Below are 18,580 nucleotides of genomic sequence, written 5' to 3'. Positions count from 1 at the left end.
TGATCGTGCGGTGCAGCTGTCGGCCGGCCGCGGGTTGCTCTCCGGCCACGAGTTCGCTCCCCGGCGGGGGTTTACTCGCCGGACACGCGTCACTCCCCGGCCGCGGGTTGCTCTCCGGCCACGAGTTCGCTCCCCGGCGGGAGTTTACTCGCCGGACACGCGTCGCTCCCCGGCCGCGGGTTGCTCACCGGACACGAGCCCCTCCCCGGCCGCGGGTTTACTCGCCGGACACGGGCCGCCCCCGACCGTGGGTTTGCTCACCGGACACGCGTCGCTCACCGCCCCGGATTGCTAGCTGGACACGGGCCCCTCCCCGGCCGCAGGTTTACTCACCGGACACGAGCCCTGCCCCGGCCGCAGGTGCGCTCACCGGACACGAGCCGCCCCCGGCTCACCGGACACGAGCCGCTCCCCGGCCGCAGGGTTCACCGGACACGCGTCGCTCACCGCCGCGGGTTTGCTCACCGGACACGCGTTCGTGGCGGCTGTCCGCGCCCGCGCGGCGGTCGCCGCGCGGCGGTCGTCGTACGACGGCACGGCCCCGCGCCCCTTCGAGGGGCGCGGGGCCGTGCCGGCTCGCGTGGCAGCTACATGATCGGGTCGGGCTCGCGGGCCAGGTCCGCCGCGCCCACCAGGCCGGCCTTGTTGCCGAGCTGGGCCGCGATCACGTCGGCGACCGGGCGCCAGTTGCCGCCGACCAGCCAGCGCTTGTACGACTTGCGGATCGGGTCGAGCACCAGGTCGCCCTCGTCGGAGAGGCCGCCGCCGACGATGAAGGCGGAGGGGTCGAAGAGGGAGGCGAGGTCGGCGAGGCCGGCGCCGGCCCAGCGGGCGAGCTCACGGTAGGAGTCGACCGCGACCGGGTCGCCCTGGCGGGCGGCCATGGAGATGTGCTTGCCCTCGATGCCGTCGGGTGTGCCGTCGCCGAGCGAGAGCAGCAGTTCGGCGCGCTCGGGGGTGGCGTTGGCGCGCTGCTTGGCGTACCGCACGAGGGCACGGCCGGAGGCGTACTGCTCCCAGCAGCCCTGCGAGCCGCAGCCGCACAGCAGACCGTCCGGGACCATGCGGATGTGGCCGAACTCGGCGGCCACGCCGAAGTGCCCGCGGCGCAGCTTGTTGCCGATGATGATGCCGCCGCCGAGGCCGGTGCCGAGCGTGATGCAGATGACGTTGCGGTGGCCCTTGCCGGCACCGAACTTGTACTCGCCCCACGCGGCCGCGTTGGCGTCGTTCTCGACGACGACCGGGAGGTGGACGCGCGCTTCGACCTTTTCCTTCAGCGGTTCGTTGCGCCAGTCGATGTTGGGCGCGAAGTAGACGGTCGAACGCTGCCGGTTGACGTATCCGGCCGCGCCGATGCCCACACCGACGATGTCGTGCCCGGCGCGCGCACCCTCCACCGCCGAGGCGATGGCGTCCACGATGGCCTCGGGTGTGGTGGGGGTCGGCACCTTGAAGGTCGAGAGGATGTTGCCTTCCTCGTCGACCACGCCGGCCGCGATCTTCGTGCCGCCGATGTCGACGCCGATGGTGAGTCCCATGAATCCCTCAGTTTCGGTCGAGCCCCGCTACGGCCAACCGTACCCGAGGGGGCCGTCAGTCCAAGTCGATGCGTTGGCCGGGGCCGGTGCCCTCGTCTCCCTCGGAACGGTCGTCCAGGTCCTTGCGCAGGTCGGTGGCGCGGGCCGTCCAGCGCTGCTCCTGGTGCTGGACGGCGGAGCGGTACGCGGCGAGCAGTTCGTTGCCTGCCGCGGCCAGGTGGTCGAAGACGTCCGGGTTGCGCTCGATGACGGGTTCGACGGCGGCCTTGGCCTGCTGGACGACCTGGCGGACCACCTGCTGGGCGGCGGGCCCGGCGACCGCGCCGAACAGCGGGGACTGCAGGCCGGCGAGCTTGTCGGCGACGGTGTCGACGAGCTTGCGCAGTTCCTCGGCGGCGGAGCCCGGCGGCGGGCCGTGCTGGTCGCGGCGGCGGGCCTTCTCGGCCTCCAGGTCCTCGGCGCAGGCGGTGGCCCAGGCGTCGGCGTCGGCGGCGCGCGGCCCCTCTACGACAGCCTCGTGTTCACCGGCGTCGGGCGGGGGGAGCTCTTCGCTCATGACGGACTCCTGACTACGGTTCGTCTCTCCGACGTTACCCGAACGGCGGAACGTCGTTCACCGGGTCCGCGGCCACAGCGCGGGGTCCGGCGCGAACCGGACCCGCAGTTCCCCGTCGCGCAGGGCGGCGCCGTCCACGGTGCAGCGGCGCAGGGCGGAGGGCAGCGGGACGATCCGGCGGAACGGCCCGGCGCTGACGACGAGTTCCTCACCACGCCGGATGAGGTCCAGATCGTCGCGTATGGCGCCGGGCAGGGGGATGTGCCACACGAGCACTCCGTCGTCGGCCAGCCGGTCGGACACGGGCCACTCGATGGGGGAGGCGGCCGGGTTGACGCCGGGGACGGCGAGTGCGGTGAGGTCGTCGGCGCCGCGGGGGTCGTGGCCCAGGTGGGCGACGGCATGGACGACGGGGTGCGCCTCGCCCCACTCCCCCAGGGACTTCCGCTGCTGGGCCACGAGCCGGGAGAGGAGACCGCCGTCGGCGGCCTCCTCCGGCAGGACGCGGGTAGCGACCAGGGACTCCACGGGCAGGCCCCGCAGGGCCAGGCCGAGGCGGGCGTCGCGCACGGCGTCGTCACCGGCCGGTCCCGGCTCGGCGACCAGGCGTACGGCGGTCCGCCGGTCGGCGAGGACGGCCTCCACGGCGGCCAGCTCCAGGTCCCAGCGGGCGGTGGTCTCGTACAGCCACTCGGCGGGCATGGGGACGCCGGCGAGGCGTCCGAGGACGGGGCGCAGGGCGCGGGCGGCCTGCCGTTCCGGGGGGAGGAGCCGGCGCAGGTAGCGGCGCAGTTCCTCCGGGAGGGCGAGGAGGGCGAGCGCCTGCGGGGTGGGCGGCAGGTCGACGACGAGGAGTTCGTAACGATCGCCGCCCTCGGCGAGGGCGGCGTCGCGCAGCGCGCGCAGCAGGGTCAGCTCCTCGGCGCCGGGGAGCGGGGTGACCTCCTCGGGGTCCAGCCGGGAGGCGCCGAGCAGGTCGAGGACGGTGGAGGCGCGGTCCTGGAAGCCGGCGAGGTCGTCGCGGAAACCGGCGGCGGCGTCGGGACGCCAGGCGGTGAGGGCCGGTGCCACCCGCTTCGGCTCGGCTCCCGTCCGCACCCCGAGCGCGGCCCCCAGGCTGTCGGCGCGGTCGGCGCTCAGCACGAGTGTGCGAGTGCCTTCCGCGGCGGCTCGGAGTGCGGTGGCCGCGGCGACGGTCGTACGGCCACTGCCGCCGGGGCCGGTGATCAGGAGGGTGCGCATGAGGGTGAACGGTAACGGACTCGAGGGTCGCCCTCTGTGCTCCGGTGACCGTGGGTCGGCGCGGGGGTGGGTCGCGCGGCCCGGCGCTGCCGGGGCGCCGCCGTGCCCACCCGTGCCGCCCCAGCGGCACGACTGCCCGCGGACGAACGCGGTGGCCCGGCGCAGGGCGGCGCTGGGTGTGCGGGCGGCGACAGCCGCGCCGTGGCCGGGCGGGGTGCCGGGCTACCGCCCGGACTCCACCCGCTTCTTCAGGCCCGCCAGCGCCCTGTCGATGATGACCTTCTCGGCCTTCCGCTTGATCATGCCGAGCATCGGGATCTTGACGTCGACGGTGAGCTGGTAGGTGACCTCGGTCGCGCCCGCCCCGGCCGGCTTCAGGAGGTACGAGCCGTCCAGGGACCGCAGCATCTGGGACTTCACCAGCGTCCAGGAGACCTCGTGCTCCCCGCTCCAGGTGTACGCCAGGGTCTGGTCGTCCTTGATCGCGCCCGCGTCCATGACCAGGCGGACCTGCTCGGCGCGGCCGGCCTCGTCGGTCGCGAGGACCTCCGCCTCCTTCACCTCACCGGTCCAGTCCGGGTAGCGGGCGAAGTCGGCGATGACCGCCATGACGTCGGCCGGTGCCGCCTCGATCGTGATGCTCGAGCTGGTGTATTCCGCCATCGCCGTGGCTCCTCCAGATGCGGGCCGGTAGGGAGAGGTCACCGTGCGCCACCGTGCGCACGTGTGTGCAGCGTGAAGGCTACCGCGCGCCCGACCTGCCGCCTTCATCCCGTCACCCGCCGGCGCTCACCATTCCAGCGCCCACGGCCTGCCGGTCCCCGCGAAGTGGCCCACGTTGACGCACTCGGTCGCGCCGATCCGCATCCGCCGTACCAGCGGCTGGTGGACGTGGCCGAAGAGGGAGTACCGGGGGCGCGTGCGGCGGATCGCGTCCAGCAGCGCCCGGCTGCCCCGCTCGAAGCGGCGCGCGACGGTGTCGTAGACGAGCTCCGGCACCTCGGGCGGGATGTGCGTGCACAGTACGTCCACCTCGCCCACGGCCTCGATCTTCGCCGCGTACTCCTCGTCGCTGATCTCGTACGGGGTGCGCATCGGTGTCCGCAGGCCGCCGCCCACGAAGCCGAAGACCCATCCGCCGATCTCCACCCGCTCCCCGTCCAGCACGGTGGTCCCGGGCCCGGCGAACTCCGGCCACAGCGGCGGCATGTCGACATTTCCGTAGGTCGCGTACGTCGGGGTGGGGAACGCGGCGAACATCTCGGCGTACTGCTTGCGCACCGCCTGCTCGATCACCGCCGCCCGGTCCTCGCCGACGCCCGCCCACAGCCGGGCCCCGAGGTCCCGCGCCTCCCGGAAACGGCGGGCCGTGCGCAATTCCACGATCCGGTCGGCGTTCTCCACGCCGAAGAGGTCGGGGAAGATGCCGCGCGAGTGGTCGGCGTAGTCGAGGAAGAGGACGAGGTCGCCCAGACAGATCAGGGCGTCCGCGCCCTCGCCGGCCTGGGCGAGGTCGCGCGCGTTGCCGTGTACGTCGCTGACCACGTGAATGCGTGTCCTGCGGTTGCCGGACGGTGTGGATGCCATGGCGATGAAGGGTAGGCGTGTGCGGCATACGTGAACAGTGACGCCCCTACCTGCGGTTACTGGCCAGTCAGTAAGTGGATGAACTACTGTGCGCGAGGAGAAGCAATCTGTGTGACGCAGCGAACATCTCGCCGGGACCCCCTGTCGAAGAGTCATACCGGCTAGTAACGTCCGGGCAGTCCAGTCGTGCTCAGGATTTCAACCAGTGGGCCCCGCAGCCCCTGGCGACCCCCGAGCACTCGCCCGAGCCTTGGACCGCACCGTCGCATCACACAACGTCGTGGCGCCGGCGCCCTATGAGGAGCAGCAGTCTTGCGCGAGTTCAGCCTTCCGGCTTTGTACGAGGTCCCTGCGGACGGCAATCTGACCGACATCGTCCGCAGAAACGCCGCGCAGCACCCTGACGTCGCCGTCATGGCCCGCAAGGTGAAGGGCGCCTGGCAGGACGTCACCGCCACGGCCTTCCTGGCCGAGGTGCGCGCCGCCGCCAAGGGCCTCATCGCCTCCGGCGTCCAGCCGGGTGACCGCGTCGGCCTGATGTCGCGCACCCGCTACGAGTGGACGCTGCTCGACTTCGCGATCTGGAGCGCGGGCGCGGTCACCGTGCCGGTGTACGAGACCAGCTCGCCGGAGCAGGTGCGGTGGATCCTGTCCGACTCGGGCGCGACCGCCTGTGTCGTCGAACTGGACGGCCACACCGCCGCCGTCGAGTCGGTGCGCGACTTCCTGCCCGCCCTCAAACACGTCTGGCAGATCGAGGGCGGTGGCGTCGAGGAGCTCGGGCGGCTCGGCAGGGACGTCTCCGACGAGGCTGTCGAGGAGCGCAGCTCGCTGGCCAAGGCCGACGACCCGGCGACCATCGTCTACACCTCCGGGACGACCGGCCGGCCCAAGGGCTGTGTCCTCACCCACCGCAGCTTCTTCGCCGAGTGCGGCAACATCGTGGAGCGTCTGCGGCCGCTCTTCCGCACCGGCGAGTGCAGCGTCCTGCTCTTCCTCCCGCTCGCGCACGTCTTCGGCCGGCTGGTCCAGATCGCCCCGATGATGGCGCCGATCAAGCTGGGCACGGTCCCGGACATCAAGAACCTCACCGACGAGCTGGCCTCCTTCCGGCCGACGCTGATCCTGGGCGTGCCGCGCGTCTTCGAGAAGGTCTACAACTCGGCGCGCGCCAAGGCGCAGGCGGACGGCAAGGGCAAGATCTTCGACAAGGCGGCGGACACCGCCATCGCGTACAGCAAGGCGCTGGACACCCCGTCGGGCCCGTCGATCGGGCTGAAGATCAAGCACAAGGTGTTCGACCGGCTGGTCTACAGCAAGCTGCGCGCGGTGCTCGGCGGCCGCGGCGAGTACGCCATCTCCGGCGGCGCCCCGCTGGGCGAGCGGCTGGGTCACTTCTTCCGCGGTATCGGCTTCACGGTCCTGGAGGGCTACGGCCTGACGGAGTCCTGCGCCGCGACCGCGTTCAACCCCTGGGACCGGCAGAAGATCGGCACGGTCGGTCAGCCGCTGCCGGGCTCGGTGGTGCGCATCGCGGACGACGGGGAGGTGCTGCTGCACGGCGAGCACCTGTTCAAGGAGTACTGGAACAACCCCGGCGCGACCGCGGAGGCGCTGGCCGACGGCTGGTTCCACACCGGTGACATCGGCACCCTCGACGAGGACGGCTACCTCAGGATCACCGGCCGCAAGAAGGAGATCATCGTCACGGCGGGCGGCAAGAACGTGGCCCCGGCCGTGATCGAGGACCGCATCCGGGCGCACGCGCTGGTCGCGGAGTGCATGGTGGTGGGCGACGGGCGGCCGTTCGTGGGCGCGCTGGTCACCATCGACGAGGAGTTCCTGGGCCGCTGGGCCGCCGAGCACGGCAAGCCGGCGGGTTCCACCGCGGCGTCGCTGCGCGAGGACGCGGACCTGCTGGCCGCGATCCAGTCGGCGGTCGACGACGGCAACGCCGCGGTGTCGAAGGCGGAATCGGTGCGGAAGTTCCGCATTCTCTCCTCCCAGTTCACGGAGGACTCGGGCCACCTCACCCCGTCGCTGAAGCTCAAGCGCAACATCGTGGCGAAGGACTACGCGGCGGAGATCGAGGCCATCTACGCGAAGTAGCGAGCCTCCTGGCGGAACGTCATGGCGCGGTGTCCTCGGCGAGGACCCGCGCCATCGTGCGTTCGGCGAGCGCGGTGATGGTGACGAACGGGTTCACCCCGATCGACCCGGGCACCAGCGAGCCGTCGGTGACGTACAGCCGCGAATAGCCCTTCACCCGGCCGTAGTCGTCGGTCGCCTTCCCCAGCACGCAGCCGCCGAGCGGGTGGTACGTGAAGTCGTCGGCGAAGACCTTGCCGGAGGAGCCGAAGAGGTCGTACCGGTAGATCGTCGCGTTCGCCGCGTTGATCCGGTCGAAGAGTCTCTTCGCCATGGCCACGGACACGGCGCTCTGCGCGGCCGTCCAGCCGAGCCTCACCCCGCCCGTGGCGCTGTCGTACGTGAACGACGCCCGCTGCGGGTTCTTGGTGATCGCCAGGTAGAGGCTGACCCAGTGCTCCAGTCCCGTGGGCAGCGGGGCGATCTCCGCGAAGACGGGGTTGGCGGTGTTGGCCCAGTCGTCGATGCCCATGACGGGCATGGTCGACTGGTGGGCGCCGACCGTGTCCCACAGGTGGTTGGCCCGGCCGAGCATCACGTTCCCGTTGGTGCCCCAGCCGGTCCCGACGCTCGCGTCCAGCGCGGGCAGGGCGCCCGTCTCCCGGGCGCGGACGAGGAGTTCGCTGGTGCCGACGCTGCCGCCGCCGAGGAACAGGTAGGTGCAGCCGTACTCCTTGGTCTCGACGACCTTTCCGGTGACGTCGATGCGATCGGCGGTCAGGACGTACGTGCCGTCGGCGGCCCGGCTGACGGCGCGGACCTTCTCCAGGGTGTGGACGGTGACGTTGCCGGTGCCGAGCGCGGACGCCAGGTACGTCTTGTCGAGGCTGCGCTTGCCGTGGTTGTTGCCGTAGATGACCTCGCCGGCGAGGGCCGACTTCGTCGCCGTACCGGCCGCCTCGCGCTGCATGTACCCGAAGTCGTAGACGTTGGGCACGAAGGTGGTCCTCAGGCCGGCGTTCCGGGCGTGCTTGCGGGAGACGCGGGAGAACCTGTACCACTCCGTCGACTCGAACCAGGCGGGGTCGACGGTGTTGACGCCGAGCATCGAACGGGCGCGCGGGAAGTACGTGGAGTACATCTCGTCGACGTCGACGGTCGGGAACTGCTCGGCGAAGTAGGACGGGAGCGGGGTGACCGCCATCCCGCCGTTGACGAGGGAGCCGCCGCCCACCCCGCGCCCCACGTACACGGACATGTCGGCGAAGTGCACGCGGTCCAGGACGCCGGGGTAGGAGCCGATGTCCTTGTTGACGACGTCCAGCCAGAGGAAGGTCGCCAGGGGCGCCTCGGTGCGGGTGCGGAACCACATGGAGCGCTGGTCGGGGGCGCCGGTGGAGCAGAAGACCTTGCCGTCGGAGCCGGCCGTGTTCCACAGGCGGCCCATCTCGAGGACGAGGGTGCGGATGCCGGCCTGGCCGAGGCGGAGGGCGGCGACCGCTCCGCCGTAGCCGGAGCCGACGACGATGGCGGGGGCGGACTCGACCGCGTCGGGCTCGGCGGCTCGGGCGGAGGTGAGGCCGACTCGGGTGAAACCGAGGGTGGCTGCCGTCTGGAGGGCGGCCATGCCAAGGATTTGACGTCTCGTCAACTGATGCTGAGTCAGCTGACGTCCTATCAGTTTTGCTGTCATGTGCGCAGCATGGGCGGATTTTCCGCCTCCGGCTAGGGGAGGCGGGCGCTTCAAGGGTGCGGGGTCTGCCCTCGGGCGACTGCGGGTGCGTCACGGCCGGCCGCGCAGTTCCCCGCGCCCCTGACGAGGCGCTCCCCACGGACGGTCTCCTTCGCCCGGGAGCTGCGCCGGGCCGGGGCGCCATCGCTCCGGGGCGGGCGCCCGCAAGCCTTGTGCGCTCGCGTGGTTACCCGCGCCCCTGACCGGGAGCCCCCCGGGGATGTTCCTTACAGCAGCTCCTTCAGCTTCTCCGCCAGCAGGTCCCAGCGCCACCTGTCCTCCACCCACTGCCTGCCCCGCTCCCCCATCCGTCGGCGCAGTTCGGCGTCGCCGAGGAGGGCGACGATCCGCTCGGCGGCCTCCTGGGGCGAGCCGCCCCGCACGACCCAGCCGGTCTCGCCGTCGAGGACGGCGTCGGGGGCGCCCCCGGAGTCGCCGGCGACGACGGGCAGCCCCGTCGCGGAGGCCTCCAGGTAGACGATGCCGAGCCCCTCCACGTCGAGCCCGCCCCGGCGGGTGCGGCACGGCATCGCGAAGACGTCCCCGGCGCCGTAGTGGGCGGGCAGGTCCGACCAGGGCACCGACCCGGTGAAGCGCACGGAGCCGGCCACGCCCGTCTCCCGCGCCAGCCGGCGCAGGTCCTTCTCGTACGGCCCGCCGCCGACGATCAGCAGCACGGCCTCCGGCTCGGCGGCCAGGATCCGGGGCATGGCCAGGATCAGCGTGTCCTGGCCCTTGCGCGGCACGAGCCGCGAGACGCACACCACCACCGGCCGGTCGGTGAGCCCGAGCCGCGCCCGCACCTCGTCCCCGCCCGAGCCGGGGTGGAAGGTCTTCTCGTCGACACCCGGCGGCAGCTGCACCATCCGCCCGGCGGCCTCGGCGCTGAGCGCGGTCGCGATCCGCGCACGCGTGTACTCCCCGAGGTAGGTGAGGGTGTCGGTGCTCTCGCCGATCCGGCCCAGCAGCTGCCGGGAGGCGGGCAGCTGCGCCCAGCCGGCCTCGTGCCCGTGCGTGGTGGCCACCAGCCGCTCGGCACCGGCCCTGCGCAGCGTGGGCGCCATCAGCCCGAGGGGCGCCGCGGCCCCGAACCACACCGACGCGCACCCGTGTTCCCGCAGCAGCCCGACCGCCCGCCGGGTCGCGGCGGGCGTCGGCAGCAGCATCGTCGTCCGGTCGCGTACGACGGTGAAGGGCTGCTCGGCGTCGAAGGCCGCCGTCGCCTCGGTCCCCTCCCTGCCGCGCTTCCAGGTGGACGCGTAGACGACGAGCCGTTCGGGGTCGAGCCGCAGCGCCATGTTGTGCAGGAACGCCTGGATACCGCCGGGGCGGGGCGGGAAGTCGTTCGTCACGATCAGGGTCTTGTGCATCGCCGCCGACCTTATCCAACCCGTGCGCACAGCCGTGCCCGGCCGTGTTTCACGCCCCGCGCACAGCCTAGGGGGGATCATGTGGCCCGCAACCCCCGAAAAAGAGGACAGACTGGGGCAGACGTGGAGTTGATGGACGGCAGGCGCTCCCCCGCGAGCCCGGCCGCGCTGCCGGCCATCTGGGTCGTGACGCGGCTCGCGCTGCTGCTGTGCGTCTTCAAGGCGGTCGTCTTCCCGGGCCCGGACGTGACCACCGACGTGTCCGTCATCTACCAGGGCTGGTACGACGTCCTGCGCACCGGAACGTTTCCGCGGGACGACGTCACATGGCAGTACCCGCCCGCCGCCGCCCTCGCCGTCCTCGCCCCGGCCCTCCTGCCCTTCCTCGACTACGCGTCGGCCTTCTTCGTCCTGGCCTTCCTCGCCGACCTGGCCGTCCTCGCCCTGCTGCTCGCGGCGGGCGCGCGCCCCGGCCGTTCGCCGATCGGTGCGTGGGTGTGGGTGGCGGGCGTCCCGCTCCTCGGCCCGACCGTCTACGCCCGCTACGACGTGATGGTGACCGCGGTCGCGGTGGCCGCGCTGCTCGCCGGGGCCCGGCGCCCCAGGACGATGGGCGCGCTGGTGGGCCTGGGAGCGCTGCTGAAGGTGTGGCCGGCGCTGCTGCTGGCCGGCGCGGTGCGGCGGCGGGCGTGGGGCGCGGCGGCGGTGACCGCCGGCGTGCTGTCGGCCGCGTTCGCGGTGTCGATGCCCGGGGCCTTCGCCTTCCTGGCCTTCCAGCGCGACCGGGGCACCGAGGTGGAGTCGCTGGGCGCCCTGGTGTTCCACGTGGCCCGGCAGTTCGGCTGGCGGGGGGAGGTCCTGCTCCACTACGGCTCGGTGGAGTTCCTCGGCCCCTGGGTGGACGAAGTGAGCGACGCGGCCGTGGGGCTCGGCGCGCTCGCCTGCGGCTGGCTGCTGCTGTGGCGGCTGCGGGCGGGACGGTTCGCGCCGCACACGCTCGCGGACGCCGCCTTCACCGCGGTCCTGCTGTTCACCGTGACGAGCCGGGTGATCAGTCCGCAGTACCTGGTGTGGCTGGTGGGACTGGCCTCCGTCTGCCTGTGCTTCCTGACGAGCCGGATGGGGCTGCCCGCCGCGCTGGTGCTGGCCGCTTCCCTGGTCACGGTGCTGGAGTTCCCGGTCTGGTTCGCGCACGTCGTCGCGAGCGATCCACTCGGTGTCACCCTGCTGTTCCTGCGCAACGGCCTGCTGGTGGCGGCGACGGTCACCGCGGCCGTACGGCTGTGGCGCTCGACCGTGCCCCGGCCCGGCGATCCGGCCGTCCTCACCGGTCACAGCGCCCGCGCCCACGGGGCACCGGTCTCCTCCTGAGTCCGCGCCCGCCGCAGCAGCACGCCCACGACCGCGCACTGCACCGCCATCGCGAGCGCCAGGGCCATGCACACCCCGGGCAGTCCGAACCCCGACAGGCCGTGGGCGAGGGGCAGTTGGAGGGCCGTGCCGAGCACGGTCACCCGCAGCAGCACGGGCGCTCCCCCACTGCCCTCGAAGACCCCGCCGAGCGCGATGAACCCGGCCATCAGGAGCAGGTAGGGCCCGACGCAGCGCAGGAACAGCACGCCCTCGTGGGCCACGGCGGGCCCGGCGCCGAACGCGGCCATGATCCAGGGCGCCGTGACGGCCAGCAGCACGGCCACCGGCAGGGCGAACGCCACGGAGACCAGCAGCGCCTGCCGCCCGATCGTCCACGTCAGCGCCCCGCCCTCCCCCTCGCCCGAGCGGGGGGCCTCCCGCCGCCCGACCCCCCGGCTGTGCGCGGTGTGGATGGAGGCCGCCTGGCGCACCGCGTAGAAGCCCATCGTCGCCACGTAGAGGACCTTGTAGGCGATCGCGTACGCGGCGACGGCCGTCACCCCGAGCCGCGCCACGACGGCGACCAGCCCCAGCGCGCCGGCCTGGCGGACGGTGAAGTCGAGGGACATCGGCAGCCCGGTCGCCAGCGTCCGCCGTAGCGACGAGCCGCTGTGCGGGGCGCGGGCGGCCGAGCGCAGCAGGGCGTCGCGGCGCAGGGCTACCAGTCCCGCGGCGAGGGCCACGCTCCGGCACAGCACGGTGGAGGCGGCGGCGCCCCGGACGCCGTGGAGGTGGATGAGGAACGGGTCGAGGACCAGGATCAGGCCGTTGGTGAGCAGGGCGAGCCGCATCGGGGTTCTGGTGTCCCCGGCGCCCTTGAGGATGCCGTCGACGAGGTTCTGGGCGAAGAAGACGGCCGTGCCGGGCATCGAGAGCGCGAAGTAGGCGACGGCGAGGGGCAGCGCGGCGCCGTCGCCGCCGCCCAGCACGAGTCGCGCCAGTGGCTCGCGCAGCAGGAAGCCGCCGACGGCGACCACGGGCGTCACCACCGCGCACAGCGTCCAGCCGCCCCGTACGGCCGCGCGCACGGCCCCTGGATCACGGGCCCCCCGGGCGTGCGCGACGAGCACGGTCGTCCCGGAGGCGAAGACCAGGGCGACCCCGAGCAGCATGTTCTCGGTGGTGGTGGCCACCGCGACGGCGGCGACCGCGGGACCGCCGAGCCGGGAGACCCAGACGGTGTTGATGAGTCCGGCGGCGACGGAGGCGAGGAGGGAGAAGTAGACGGGGCGGGCGAGTGCGATGAGCTGCTTGCGGTGACCGTCCACTGTCGATGTCCCCCTGCTGACTACCTCTGTCCGAGCTACCTCTAACCGAGGTAGCTCGGACAGAGGTAGCATGAGTGCTCCGTGACCGCAAGGAGGAGCCCGCCCGATGCTGGAGCTGTCGATCCTCGGCTTCCTCGCCGAACACCCCCTGCACGGCTACCAACTGAAGGAGCGCATCAAGGCGCTGAGCGGGCACGTCCGCCCGGTGAGCGACGGCGCCCTCTACCCGGCGATCACCCGCCTGGTCGCGGCCGGCAAGCTCGACCAGCGCACGGAGGAGGGCGCGAGTGCGGCTCCGCGCCGGGTGCTGTCCCTGACGGACGCCGGCCGCGCGGACCTGCTGGAGCGGCTGCGCCACCCGAAGCAGAGCGAGATCACCGACCAGGTCCGCTTCAACACCGTCCTCGCCTTCCTGCGCCACCTGCCCGACCGGCGCGAGCAGGCGGCGGTGCTGCGTCGCCGGCTGGAGTTCCTGGAGACGCCGGCGAGCTTCTTCTACGACGACGGCGAGCCGGTACGGGCCGAGCAGGCCGGGGACCTGTTCCGGCAGGGCATGCTGCGGGTGGCGCGGGCGACGGGCCAGGCGGAGCGGGCGTGGCTGCGCGAGGCGATCGCGCACCTCGACGAGGCCGGCTGATCAGCCCAGCCGGTCGTGCAGGTACTGCCGCCAGTCGGCGGTGAAGTCCTCGACCGTGGTCCCCAGGACGCCGTCCATCGCGCCCTCGACCGCGCCGTCCCGCTTCCCGTGCTCCCCGACCGCCCGGTAGAACGCCTCCAGCCGCGCCTCGCCCCACCGCTCGGCGATCATCCGGCAGGCCAGCCAGCCGCCCTCGTACGCCCGCGCCAGCCGGTTCGCGTCACCGGCGAAACCGAAGTCCGCGTCGACGGGCAGCTCCGCCGGGGCCTTCCCCCGCGCGACGGCGTTCGCCAGCTCGGGAGCGACCTCCTTCGGGGTGCGTCCGGTGCCGCGGTAGCCGACCCAGTCGGCGTAGCCCTCCGACAGCCACAGCGGGGTGGCGGCGTTGGTGTGGGCGCGGGTGGCGACATGGGTGGTCTCGTGGGTGAGCACGACCTGTTGCCCGACCGGACCCAGCACGCCGTACGCGTCCGGGTTGAGGACGACCCGGTCCGCCGGCGCCCTGGCCGCGCCGCCCGTCTCGCCCGTGGTGACCGCGGCGATCCCGCGGTAGGAGGAGGCGGGCGAGCCGAGCAGGGCCGCCATGCCGTCCAGCGACTTCGGGACGAGCAGCACGACGTGCCGCGCCCAGTCGGCGCCCCACGCCGCGGAGACCGCCGGGACCGCCCGGTCGGCCAGGTCGGCGAAGGCCCGCAGCCGGGCGTCCGTCTGCCCGACGCCCAGGACGAGACTGTGCGCGCCGCGGACGACGGCCACGGTCCCCTGGTCCCACAACTGCTCGCCGGCCTTCTTCCCCGGCCGCTCGGAGGCCACGGTCCACCGCCCGTCGGCGGCACGGGTCAGCCGCACACTGCGGGCCGCGGTCACCGGGGCCCTGTCGTAGCCCTGGACGCGGTAGCTCAGCTCGGCGTCGGCGGTGGCGGTGTCGCCGCTGCGGTGGACGGCGGTGACCCGGTACGACCAGGCGGCCAGCGGCACGGCCCGCAGCCGCGTGTACCCGGTGCGGTCGCCCGTGGCGGCGAACGCGTCCTCGTCGTGGGCCAGCACCGCGGCGGCCCGCCGGTCGAGCACCCGCTGCACGTCGGCCCGCGCGCGGTCCGTCCCGGGCTGCCCGCCGCATCCCACGAGGGGGACGAGCAGCAGCACCGCGCAGACGAGCAGCCGCCCCACCCCTGTACACCGGGATCCGTCCGTCCGCCTCCGACCAGCCATCCTCCCGATCGTACGGCCCCCCGCCCGAAGCGGAACCCGGCCGAACCGCCCGCGCGCTCTCCGCCGGCGGTGGCCGAGCGCCTCGTCAGGGCCGCGTCACCGCCGACACGGGCATCATGCCCACCGGGTCGTAGCGCACCGGCGCCCCCGGGTAGGGAGCGTGGATGACCTGCCCGTTGCCGACGTACATGCCGACGTGGCTGGCGTCGGAGCGGTAGGTGACCAGGTCCCCGGGGCGCGCCTGGGAGAGGGGCACCCGCCGGCCGGCGTGCGCCTGGGCCTGGGAGGTGCGCGGGAGGGAGACGCCGGCCTGCGCGTACGACCACTGCGTCAGGCCGGAGCAGTCGAAGCCGGAGGGACCGTTGGCACCCCAGACGTACGGCCTGCCGAGCGCGGAGCGGGCGGCGGCCACGGCGGCGGCCGCGCGTCCCGAGGCCGGGGCGGCGTCCCCGAGGCCGGGCATGCGGCCGGAGCGGGAGGCCCGGTCGTAGGCGGCGCGCTCGGCGGACGGCAGAGAGTTCAGCAGCCGGCGGGCCTGGGCGAGCTTCTGCTCGACGGTCCGCTTGTGCCGCGCGACGGCCTTGCGGCTCTTCTCCAGTTCGCCGAGCTTGCGGGTGGCCTCGGCGCGCTCCTGGCCCAGTTCGCGCAGCGCGTCCTGAAGGTCCTTCAGCTCTCCGGCTTGGTGGAGGGTGATCCGGTCGAGGACGGCCGCCGTGTCGAGGTAGTCGTCCGGGTCCTCGGAGAACAGCAGGGCCAGGGACGGGTCGAGGCCGCCGGAGCGGTACTGCGCGCCGGCCAGCGCGCCGAGGTGTGCGCGCAGGTCGTTGATGTGCGCCTGCTGGCGGGCGATCCGGTCCTGCGCGTCACCGACCTGCCGCCGCAGCGTGCCCGCCCGCTCGCCGGCCTTGTTGAAGGCCTCGGTGGCCTTCTCGGCCTCCTCGTAGAGGCGGTCCACCTCGGCCCGGGTGTCGTCGTACGGCGCGGCCTGGGTCGGTACGGCGGCGGAGAGGGCGCCGAGGGCGGCGGCCGTGGTGGACAGGACGCACACGGCGCCCCGGTCGAACCCGGACGGTGCAAAGCGGCGATGGGACCCCACGGGAAGCCGCGCTCCTTCCACTGGCGGACGAGGAAACGCGGCAGACAGTAGCCCCGTGACCGGGGGCCCACCAAAGACGTCCGTGGCCACGCACCGTGACGCCCCGCCTCTGAACGCAGGTCATCGGCGGGGCGCGGGGTCAGTTCACGGCGTCGTGATTCGCCCGTTCGGGCGCTTGGGCGGTGTGATCTCGAGGGTGCTCAGATCCGGACGCCGAACTGGAAGGGCATGTTGTTGATCGACTCGTAGCGCACGACCGTGCCGCTGCGCGGGGCGTGCAGCACCTGGCCGTTGCCCGCGTAGAAGCCGACGTGGTGCAGGTCGCCGTAGAAGATGACCAGGTCGCCGACCTTGAGGTCGGACTGGGAGTAGATGCGCGTCCCGGCGTTGGCCTGGGCCTGCGAGGTGCGCGGGATGCCGACGCCGGCCTGGGCGAAGGCCCAGGAGGTCAGGCCCGAGCAGTCGAAGGAGTTCGGGCCGGAGGCGCCGTAGACGTAGGGCGAGCCGATCTTGCTCTGGGCGGCCTGGAAGGCGGCCATGGCCCGGCCGGAGGCGGGGGCGGTGTTGCCGAGGTCGACGCGCTCGCTCGCGGAGCGGCTGGCGCGGGCGTCGGCGGCGGCCAGCTCGGCCTTCTCCTCGGCCGTCAGCGTGTTGAGGAGCTTCTGCGCCTCGGCGAGCTTGGCCTGGACTTCCTTCTTCTTCTTGCCCAGCTCGGTCCGGGTGGAGGCGAGGTCCTTGAGCTTGTCGGACGCCTCGGAACGGTCCTGGGCGAGCTCGCGCTGCTTCTCCTGGATCTTCTTCAGCGCCTCGACCTGCTGGGCGCTGAGCTGGTCGGCGGTGGACGCCTTGTCCAGGTAGTCGTCCGGGTCCGACGACAGGAAGAGCTGGAGGGAGGAGTCGATGCTGCCCGTGCGGTACTGGGCGGCGGCCGCCAGGCCGATGCCGTCGCGCAGCGCGTTGAGCTCTTCCTGGCCGCGCGCGACGTTGTCCTGGATGGTGGAGATCTCCTTCTGGAGCTTCTCCTGCTTCTCCTTGGCCCCGTTGTACTTCTCGGTGGCCTGCTCGGCCTCTTCGTAGAGCTTGTCGACCTTGGTCTTGACCTCGTCCTTGCTGGGCTTCTCGCTGGGCGCGGCATTGGCGGCCTGCGAGCTGAGGGCGACGGCGGCGGCGGCCGCGGTGGTCAGCACGGTCACGCGTGCGCGACTCGGTTGCTTGGGTCGACGGTGGGACGCCACGGAGGACGAGCTCCTTCTTGTGAGTGATCACTCGGGCGGAGGTTCGATGGCAGACCCTAGTGACCTTCTTGTGATCACTTCAAATCCTGGCACCAAAAAAGTGGGTGCCGCAACGCATTCTTTACGCCCAACCCACATGCAGTGACGCCCGGTTGACGCTACGTTGCGTGACGATCCCGCCAATTCGGGCATTGAGCCTGTACGTTGACGTTCAGGTCAGTCGCTTCAGGAGTACCGCAGATGCGACGGGCCGGGCGCCCGCCCTGGCGACCCCGTCGGCCACCTCGCGGTCGGTCGAGGCGACGATGACCGGACGGCCGGGCGGCTCGGCCCGCACGAGCTGGCGGATGAGCTCGTCGGCGGTCACGCCCGGCTTGGAGAACAGCACCCGCACGCCGCGCGGCGGCGCGAGCAGCACCGGCGCGGCCAGTTCGGCCCCGTCGAAGACACAGGTGACCTCGGCGCCGGTCTGCGCGGCGAGCTGCGAGAGCTGCCCGAGCAGCCGCAGCCGCTGCTTCTCCAACGGCATCTGCGGATAGCCGGTCTTGGTGACGTTGTAGCCGTCGACGACGAGATGCGCCTGCGGCAGGGCGAGCAACTGGTCGAGAATCGCCGGGTCGTTCTCGGACAGCGCGCGAGCGGCGATGTCCTTCGGGGTCATTCGTCCCGGTTCGACCGCATCCACGGTCTCCGCCGGCCGCACCGACACGGGCGGCAACGCCAGCTCCCTGCGCAGCCCTTGGGCCGCGTCCAGCAGGGTGTCCACCAGCAGCCGCACCCGCATGTCCTCGACGCTGCGCCCCTCGCGCGCCGCCCGCCGAGCGGCCTCCAGCGCGGCCTCCGTCTCCCCGAGCCGCGCCTTCAGCCGCCGCGCCTCGCTCTCGGCCGCGGACAGCTGCGCGTGCCCCTCGGCGCGCACGGCCTCGATCTCGCCGTGCATCTTGCGCAGCGCGGCCTCACCGCGCTTGACGTCGCTGAGGGCCGAACGCAGCTTGCGATGCAGCGATTCGGCCTCCTTCTTCGCGGCCTCCAGCTCGGTGCGCAGCCGTTCGGTCTCGGCGCGGGTCTGCTCCCGAGCCTGGGCGAGCTGCTCGCGCAGCCGCTCCAGCTCCGCGCGGCTCTCCTCGTCGGCGCGCTCGGCGTCCGCCCGCTGCGCCTCCTCACCGGCCGCGGTAACCAGCTTGACCCAGTCGGTGGGCCGCAGTACGTAGGCCGCGGCCGCCACGTCGAGCGGGTCCGCGGCCGGGGGCGGCGAGCCGGAGTCGAGGGCGCCGGACAGTTCCGGCTGGGCCTCTCTGAACTTCTCGGCGATGCGCTGCCGGAACAGCGGGTCGGTCTCCAGCGCGGCGGCCATCGCGTTGCCCGCGAACTTGGCCCGCCGGTTCGGGGCGAACCGGGCGTACTGCCGCAACTGGGCGGGCAGTTCGCCGACGGTCAGCCCGCCGAAGGCGTCCGAGACGATCTGGACGACCCGGCGGCGCACCCCGTCGGGCAGCGGACGGTCGAGCACCTCAGCGGCGCCGTCGCCCGGCCCCCCGCCTGCGCTCTCCACCATCCGTCACACCCCAATTTCTGAGCTGGGCCCTCCCCCACCCTCGACTTC

At 73.0% G+C, this 18,580-nt stretch carries 15 protein-coding genes; 3 read left to right on the top strand and 12 right to left on the bottom strand.

What is annotated here, in order from left to right:
• Positions 1-587 precede the first annotated feature (587 nt).
• The 5 genes from ACIHAR_RS05985 to ACIHAR_RS05965 all read right to left on the bottom strand — a co-directional run bounded on the left by ACIHAR_RS05985 (position 588) and on the right by ACIHAR_RS05965 (position 4,926).
• Entirely contained in the window at positions 588-1,541 is a 954-nt protein-coding gene (locus tag ACIHAR_RS05985; RefSeq protein WP_365461125.1) for an ROK family glucokinase, read from the bottom strand.
• Positions 1,542-1,596: 55 nt separating this feature from the next.
• A complete protein-coding gene (locus tag ACIHAR_RS05980) occupies positions 1,597-2,097 on the bottom strand; it encodes a DUF5304 domain-containing protein (protein WP_365461123.1) in 501 nt (166 codons plus the stop codon).
• A 57-nt stretch (positions 2,098-2,154) separates the two neighbouring features.
• Entirely contained in the window at positions 2,155-3,339 is a 1,185-nt protein-coding gene (locus ACIHAR_RS05975; RefSeq protein WP_365461121.1) for an ArsA-related P-loop ATPase, read from the bottom strand.
• Positions 3,340-3,561: 222 nt separating this feature from the next.
• A complete protein-coding gene (locus ACIHAR_RS05970; RefSeq protein WP_365461119.1) occupies positions 3,562-4,002 on the bottom strand; it encodes an SRPBCC family protein in 441 nt (146 codons plus the stop codon).
• A 126-nt stretch (positions 4,003-4,128) separates the two neighbouring features.
• Positions 4,129-4,926 carry a metallophosphoesterase gene (locus ACIHAR_RS05965; protein ID WP_400017237.1) on the bottom strand — a complete coding sequence of 266 codons (798 nt, stop codon included), beginning with the start codon at positions 4,924-4,926 and terminating at the stop codon, positions 4,129-4,131.
• Between the two features lie 312 nt (positions 4,927-5,238).
• On the opposite strand from ACIHAR_RS05965, the gene ACIHAR_RS05960 reads away from it, so the two are divergent.
• Positions 5,239-7,035: an AMP-dependent synthetase/ligase gene (locus ACIHAR_RS05960; protein ID WP_365461115.1), complete on the top strand. Its 1,797-nt coding sequence runs from the start codon at positions 5,239-5,241 to the stop codon at positions 7,033-7,035.
• 19 nt (positions 7,036-7,054) lie between these two features.
• Here the strand turns inward: ACIHAR_RS05960 and ACIHAR_RS05955 are convergent, their stop codons facing one another.
• On the bottom strand, positions 7,055-8,641 hold the full coding sequence (locus ACIHAR_RS05955) for a GMC oxidoreductase (RefSeq protein ID WP_365461113.1): 1,587 nt from the start codon (positions 8,639-8,641) through the stop codon (positions 7,055-7,057).
• A gap of 332 nt (positions 8,642-8,973) precedes the next feature.
• The gene (locus ACIHAR_RS05950) at positions 8,974-10,116 is read right to left on the bottom strand and encodes a glycosyltransferase family 4 protein (protein WP_400017233.1); all 1,143 of its coding nucleotides are present in this window, start codon (positions 10,114-10,116) and stop codon (positions 8,974-8,976) included.
• Between the two features lie 132 nt (positions 10,117-10,248).
• Here ACIHAR_RS05950 and ACIHAR_RS05945 point away from each other — a divergent pair, with 132 nt between their 5' ends.
• Positions 10,249-11,487 (top strand): glycosyltransferase 87 family protein, encoded by a 1,239-nt coding sequence (locus ACIHAR_RS05945; RefSeq protein WP_400017230.1) that lies wholly within the window; start codon positions 10,249-10,251, stop codon positions 11,485-11,487.
• Here ACIHAR_RS05945 and ACIHAR_RS05940 read toward each other — a convergent pair.
• Positions 11,448-12,797 carry an MATE family efflux transporter gene (locus ACIHAR_RS05940; protein WP_400017228.1) on the bottom strand — a complete coding sequence of 450 codons (1,350 nt, stop codon included), beginning with the start codon at positions 12,795-12,797 and terminating at the stop codon, positions 11,448-11,450. The genes ACIHAR_RS05945 and ACIHAR_RS05940 overlap by 40 nt on opposite strands.
• Before the next feature lie 106 nt (positions 12,798-12,903).
• Here ACIHAR_RS05940 and ACIHAR_RS05935 point away from each other — a divergent pair, with 106 nt between their 5' ends.
• Complete coding sequence (locus ACIHAR_RS05935) at positions 12,904-13,434, top strand: PadR family transcriptional regulator (protein ID WP_365461105.1); 531 nt, start codon at positions 12,904-12,906, stop codon at positions 13,432-13,434.
• Here the strand turns inward: ACIHAR_RS05935 and ACIHAR_RS05930 are convergent, their stop codons facing one another.
• The 4 genes from ACIHAR_RS05930 to ACIHAR_RS05915 form a co-directional block, all read right to left on the bottom strand.
• Positions 13,435-14,646 (bottom strand): hypothetical protein, encoded by a 1,212-nt coding sequence (locus ACIHAR_RS05930; protein WP_400017226.1) that lies wholly within the window; start codon positions 14,644-14,646, stop codon positions 13,435-13,437.
• Positions 14,647-14,731: 85 nt separating this feature from the next.
• The gene (locus tag ACIHAR_RS05925) at positions 14,732-15,742 is read right to left on the bottom strand and encodes an NlpC/P60 family protein (protein ID WP_365461101.1); all 1,011 of its coding nucleotides are present in this window, start codon (positions 15,740-15,742) and stop codon (positions 14,732-14,734) included.
• 200 nt (positions 15,743-15,942) lie between these two features.
• On the bottom strand, positions 15,943-16,977 hold the full coding sequence (locus ACIHAR_RS05920; protein WP_365461099.1) for an NlpC/P60 family protein: 1,035 nt from the start codon (positions 16,975-16,977) through the stop codon (positions 15,943-15,945).
• A gap of 211 nt (positions 16,978-17,188) precedes the next feature.
• Positions 17,189-18,532, bottom strand: a complete 1,344-nt coding sequence (locus ACIHAR_RS05915) for an NYN domain-containing protein (protein ID WP_365461097.1) — start codon at positions 18,530-18,532, stop codon at positions 17,189-17,191.
• Positions 18,533-18,580: the final 48 nt, after the last annotated feature.

The sequence above is a fragment of the Streptomyces sp. NPDC052016 genome, from assembly GCF_044548445.1.
GTDB lineage: Bacteria > Actinomycetota > Actinomycetes > Streptomycetales > Streptomycetaceae > Streptomyces.
The sequence above is the reverse complement of the archived record's forward strand: the minus strand, read 5'-3'. Positions and strand labels throughout refer to the sequence as shown.

Excerpts from the sequence above, each read along its gene's own strand:
- ACIHAR_RS05975 (WP_365461121.1), bottom strand. The coding sequence starts at position 3,339 with ATGCGCACCCTCCTGATCACCGGCCCCGGCGGCAGTGGCCGTACGACC.
- ACIHAR_RS05930 (WP_400017226.1), bottom strand. The coding sequence starts at position 14,646 with ATGGCTGGTCGGAGGCGGACGGACGGATCCCGGTGTACAGGGGTGGGG.
- ACIHAR_RS05915 (WP_365461097.1), bottom strand. The coding sequence starts at position 18,532 with ATGGTGGAGAGCGCAGGCGGGGGGCCGGGCGACGGCGCCGCTGAGGTG.
- ACIHAR_RS05970 (WP_365461119.1), bottom strand. The coding sequence starts at position 4,002 with ATGGCGGAATACACCAGCTCGAGCATCACGATCGAGGCGGCACCGGCC.
- ACIHAR_RS05950 (WP_400017233.1), bottom strand. The coding sequence starts at position 10,116 with ATGCACAAGACCCTGATCGTGACGAACGACTTCCCGCCCCGCCCCGGC.
- ACIHAR_RS05955 (WP_365461113.1), bottom strand. The coding sequence starts at position 8,641 with ATGGCCGCCCTCCAGACGGCAGCCACCCTCGGTTTCACCCGAGTCGGC.
- ACIHAR_RS05980 (WP_365461123.1), bottom strand. The coding sequence starts at position 2,097 with ATGAGCGAAGAGCTCCCCCCGCCCGACGCCGGTGAACACGAGGCTGTC.
- ACIHAR_RS05965 (WP_400017237.1), bottom strand. The coding sequence starts at position 4,926 with ATGGCATCCACACCGTCCGGCAACCGCAGGACACGCATTCACGTGGTC.
- ACIHAR_RS05935 (WP_365461105.1), top strand. The coding sequence starts at position 12,904 with ATGCTGGAGCTGTCGATCCTCGGCTTCCTCGCCGAACACCCCCTGCAC.
- ACIHAR_RS05945 (WP_400017230.1), top strand. The coding sequence starts at position 10,249 with ATGGACGGCAGGCGCTCCCCCGCGAGCCCGGCCGCGCTGCCGGCCATC.
- ACIHAR_RS05985 (WP_365461125.1), bottom strand. The coding sequence starts at position 1,541 with ATGGGACTCACCATCGGCGTCGACATCGGCGGCACGAAGATCGCGGCC.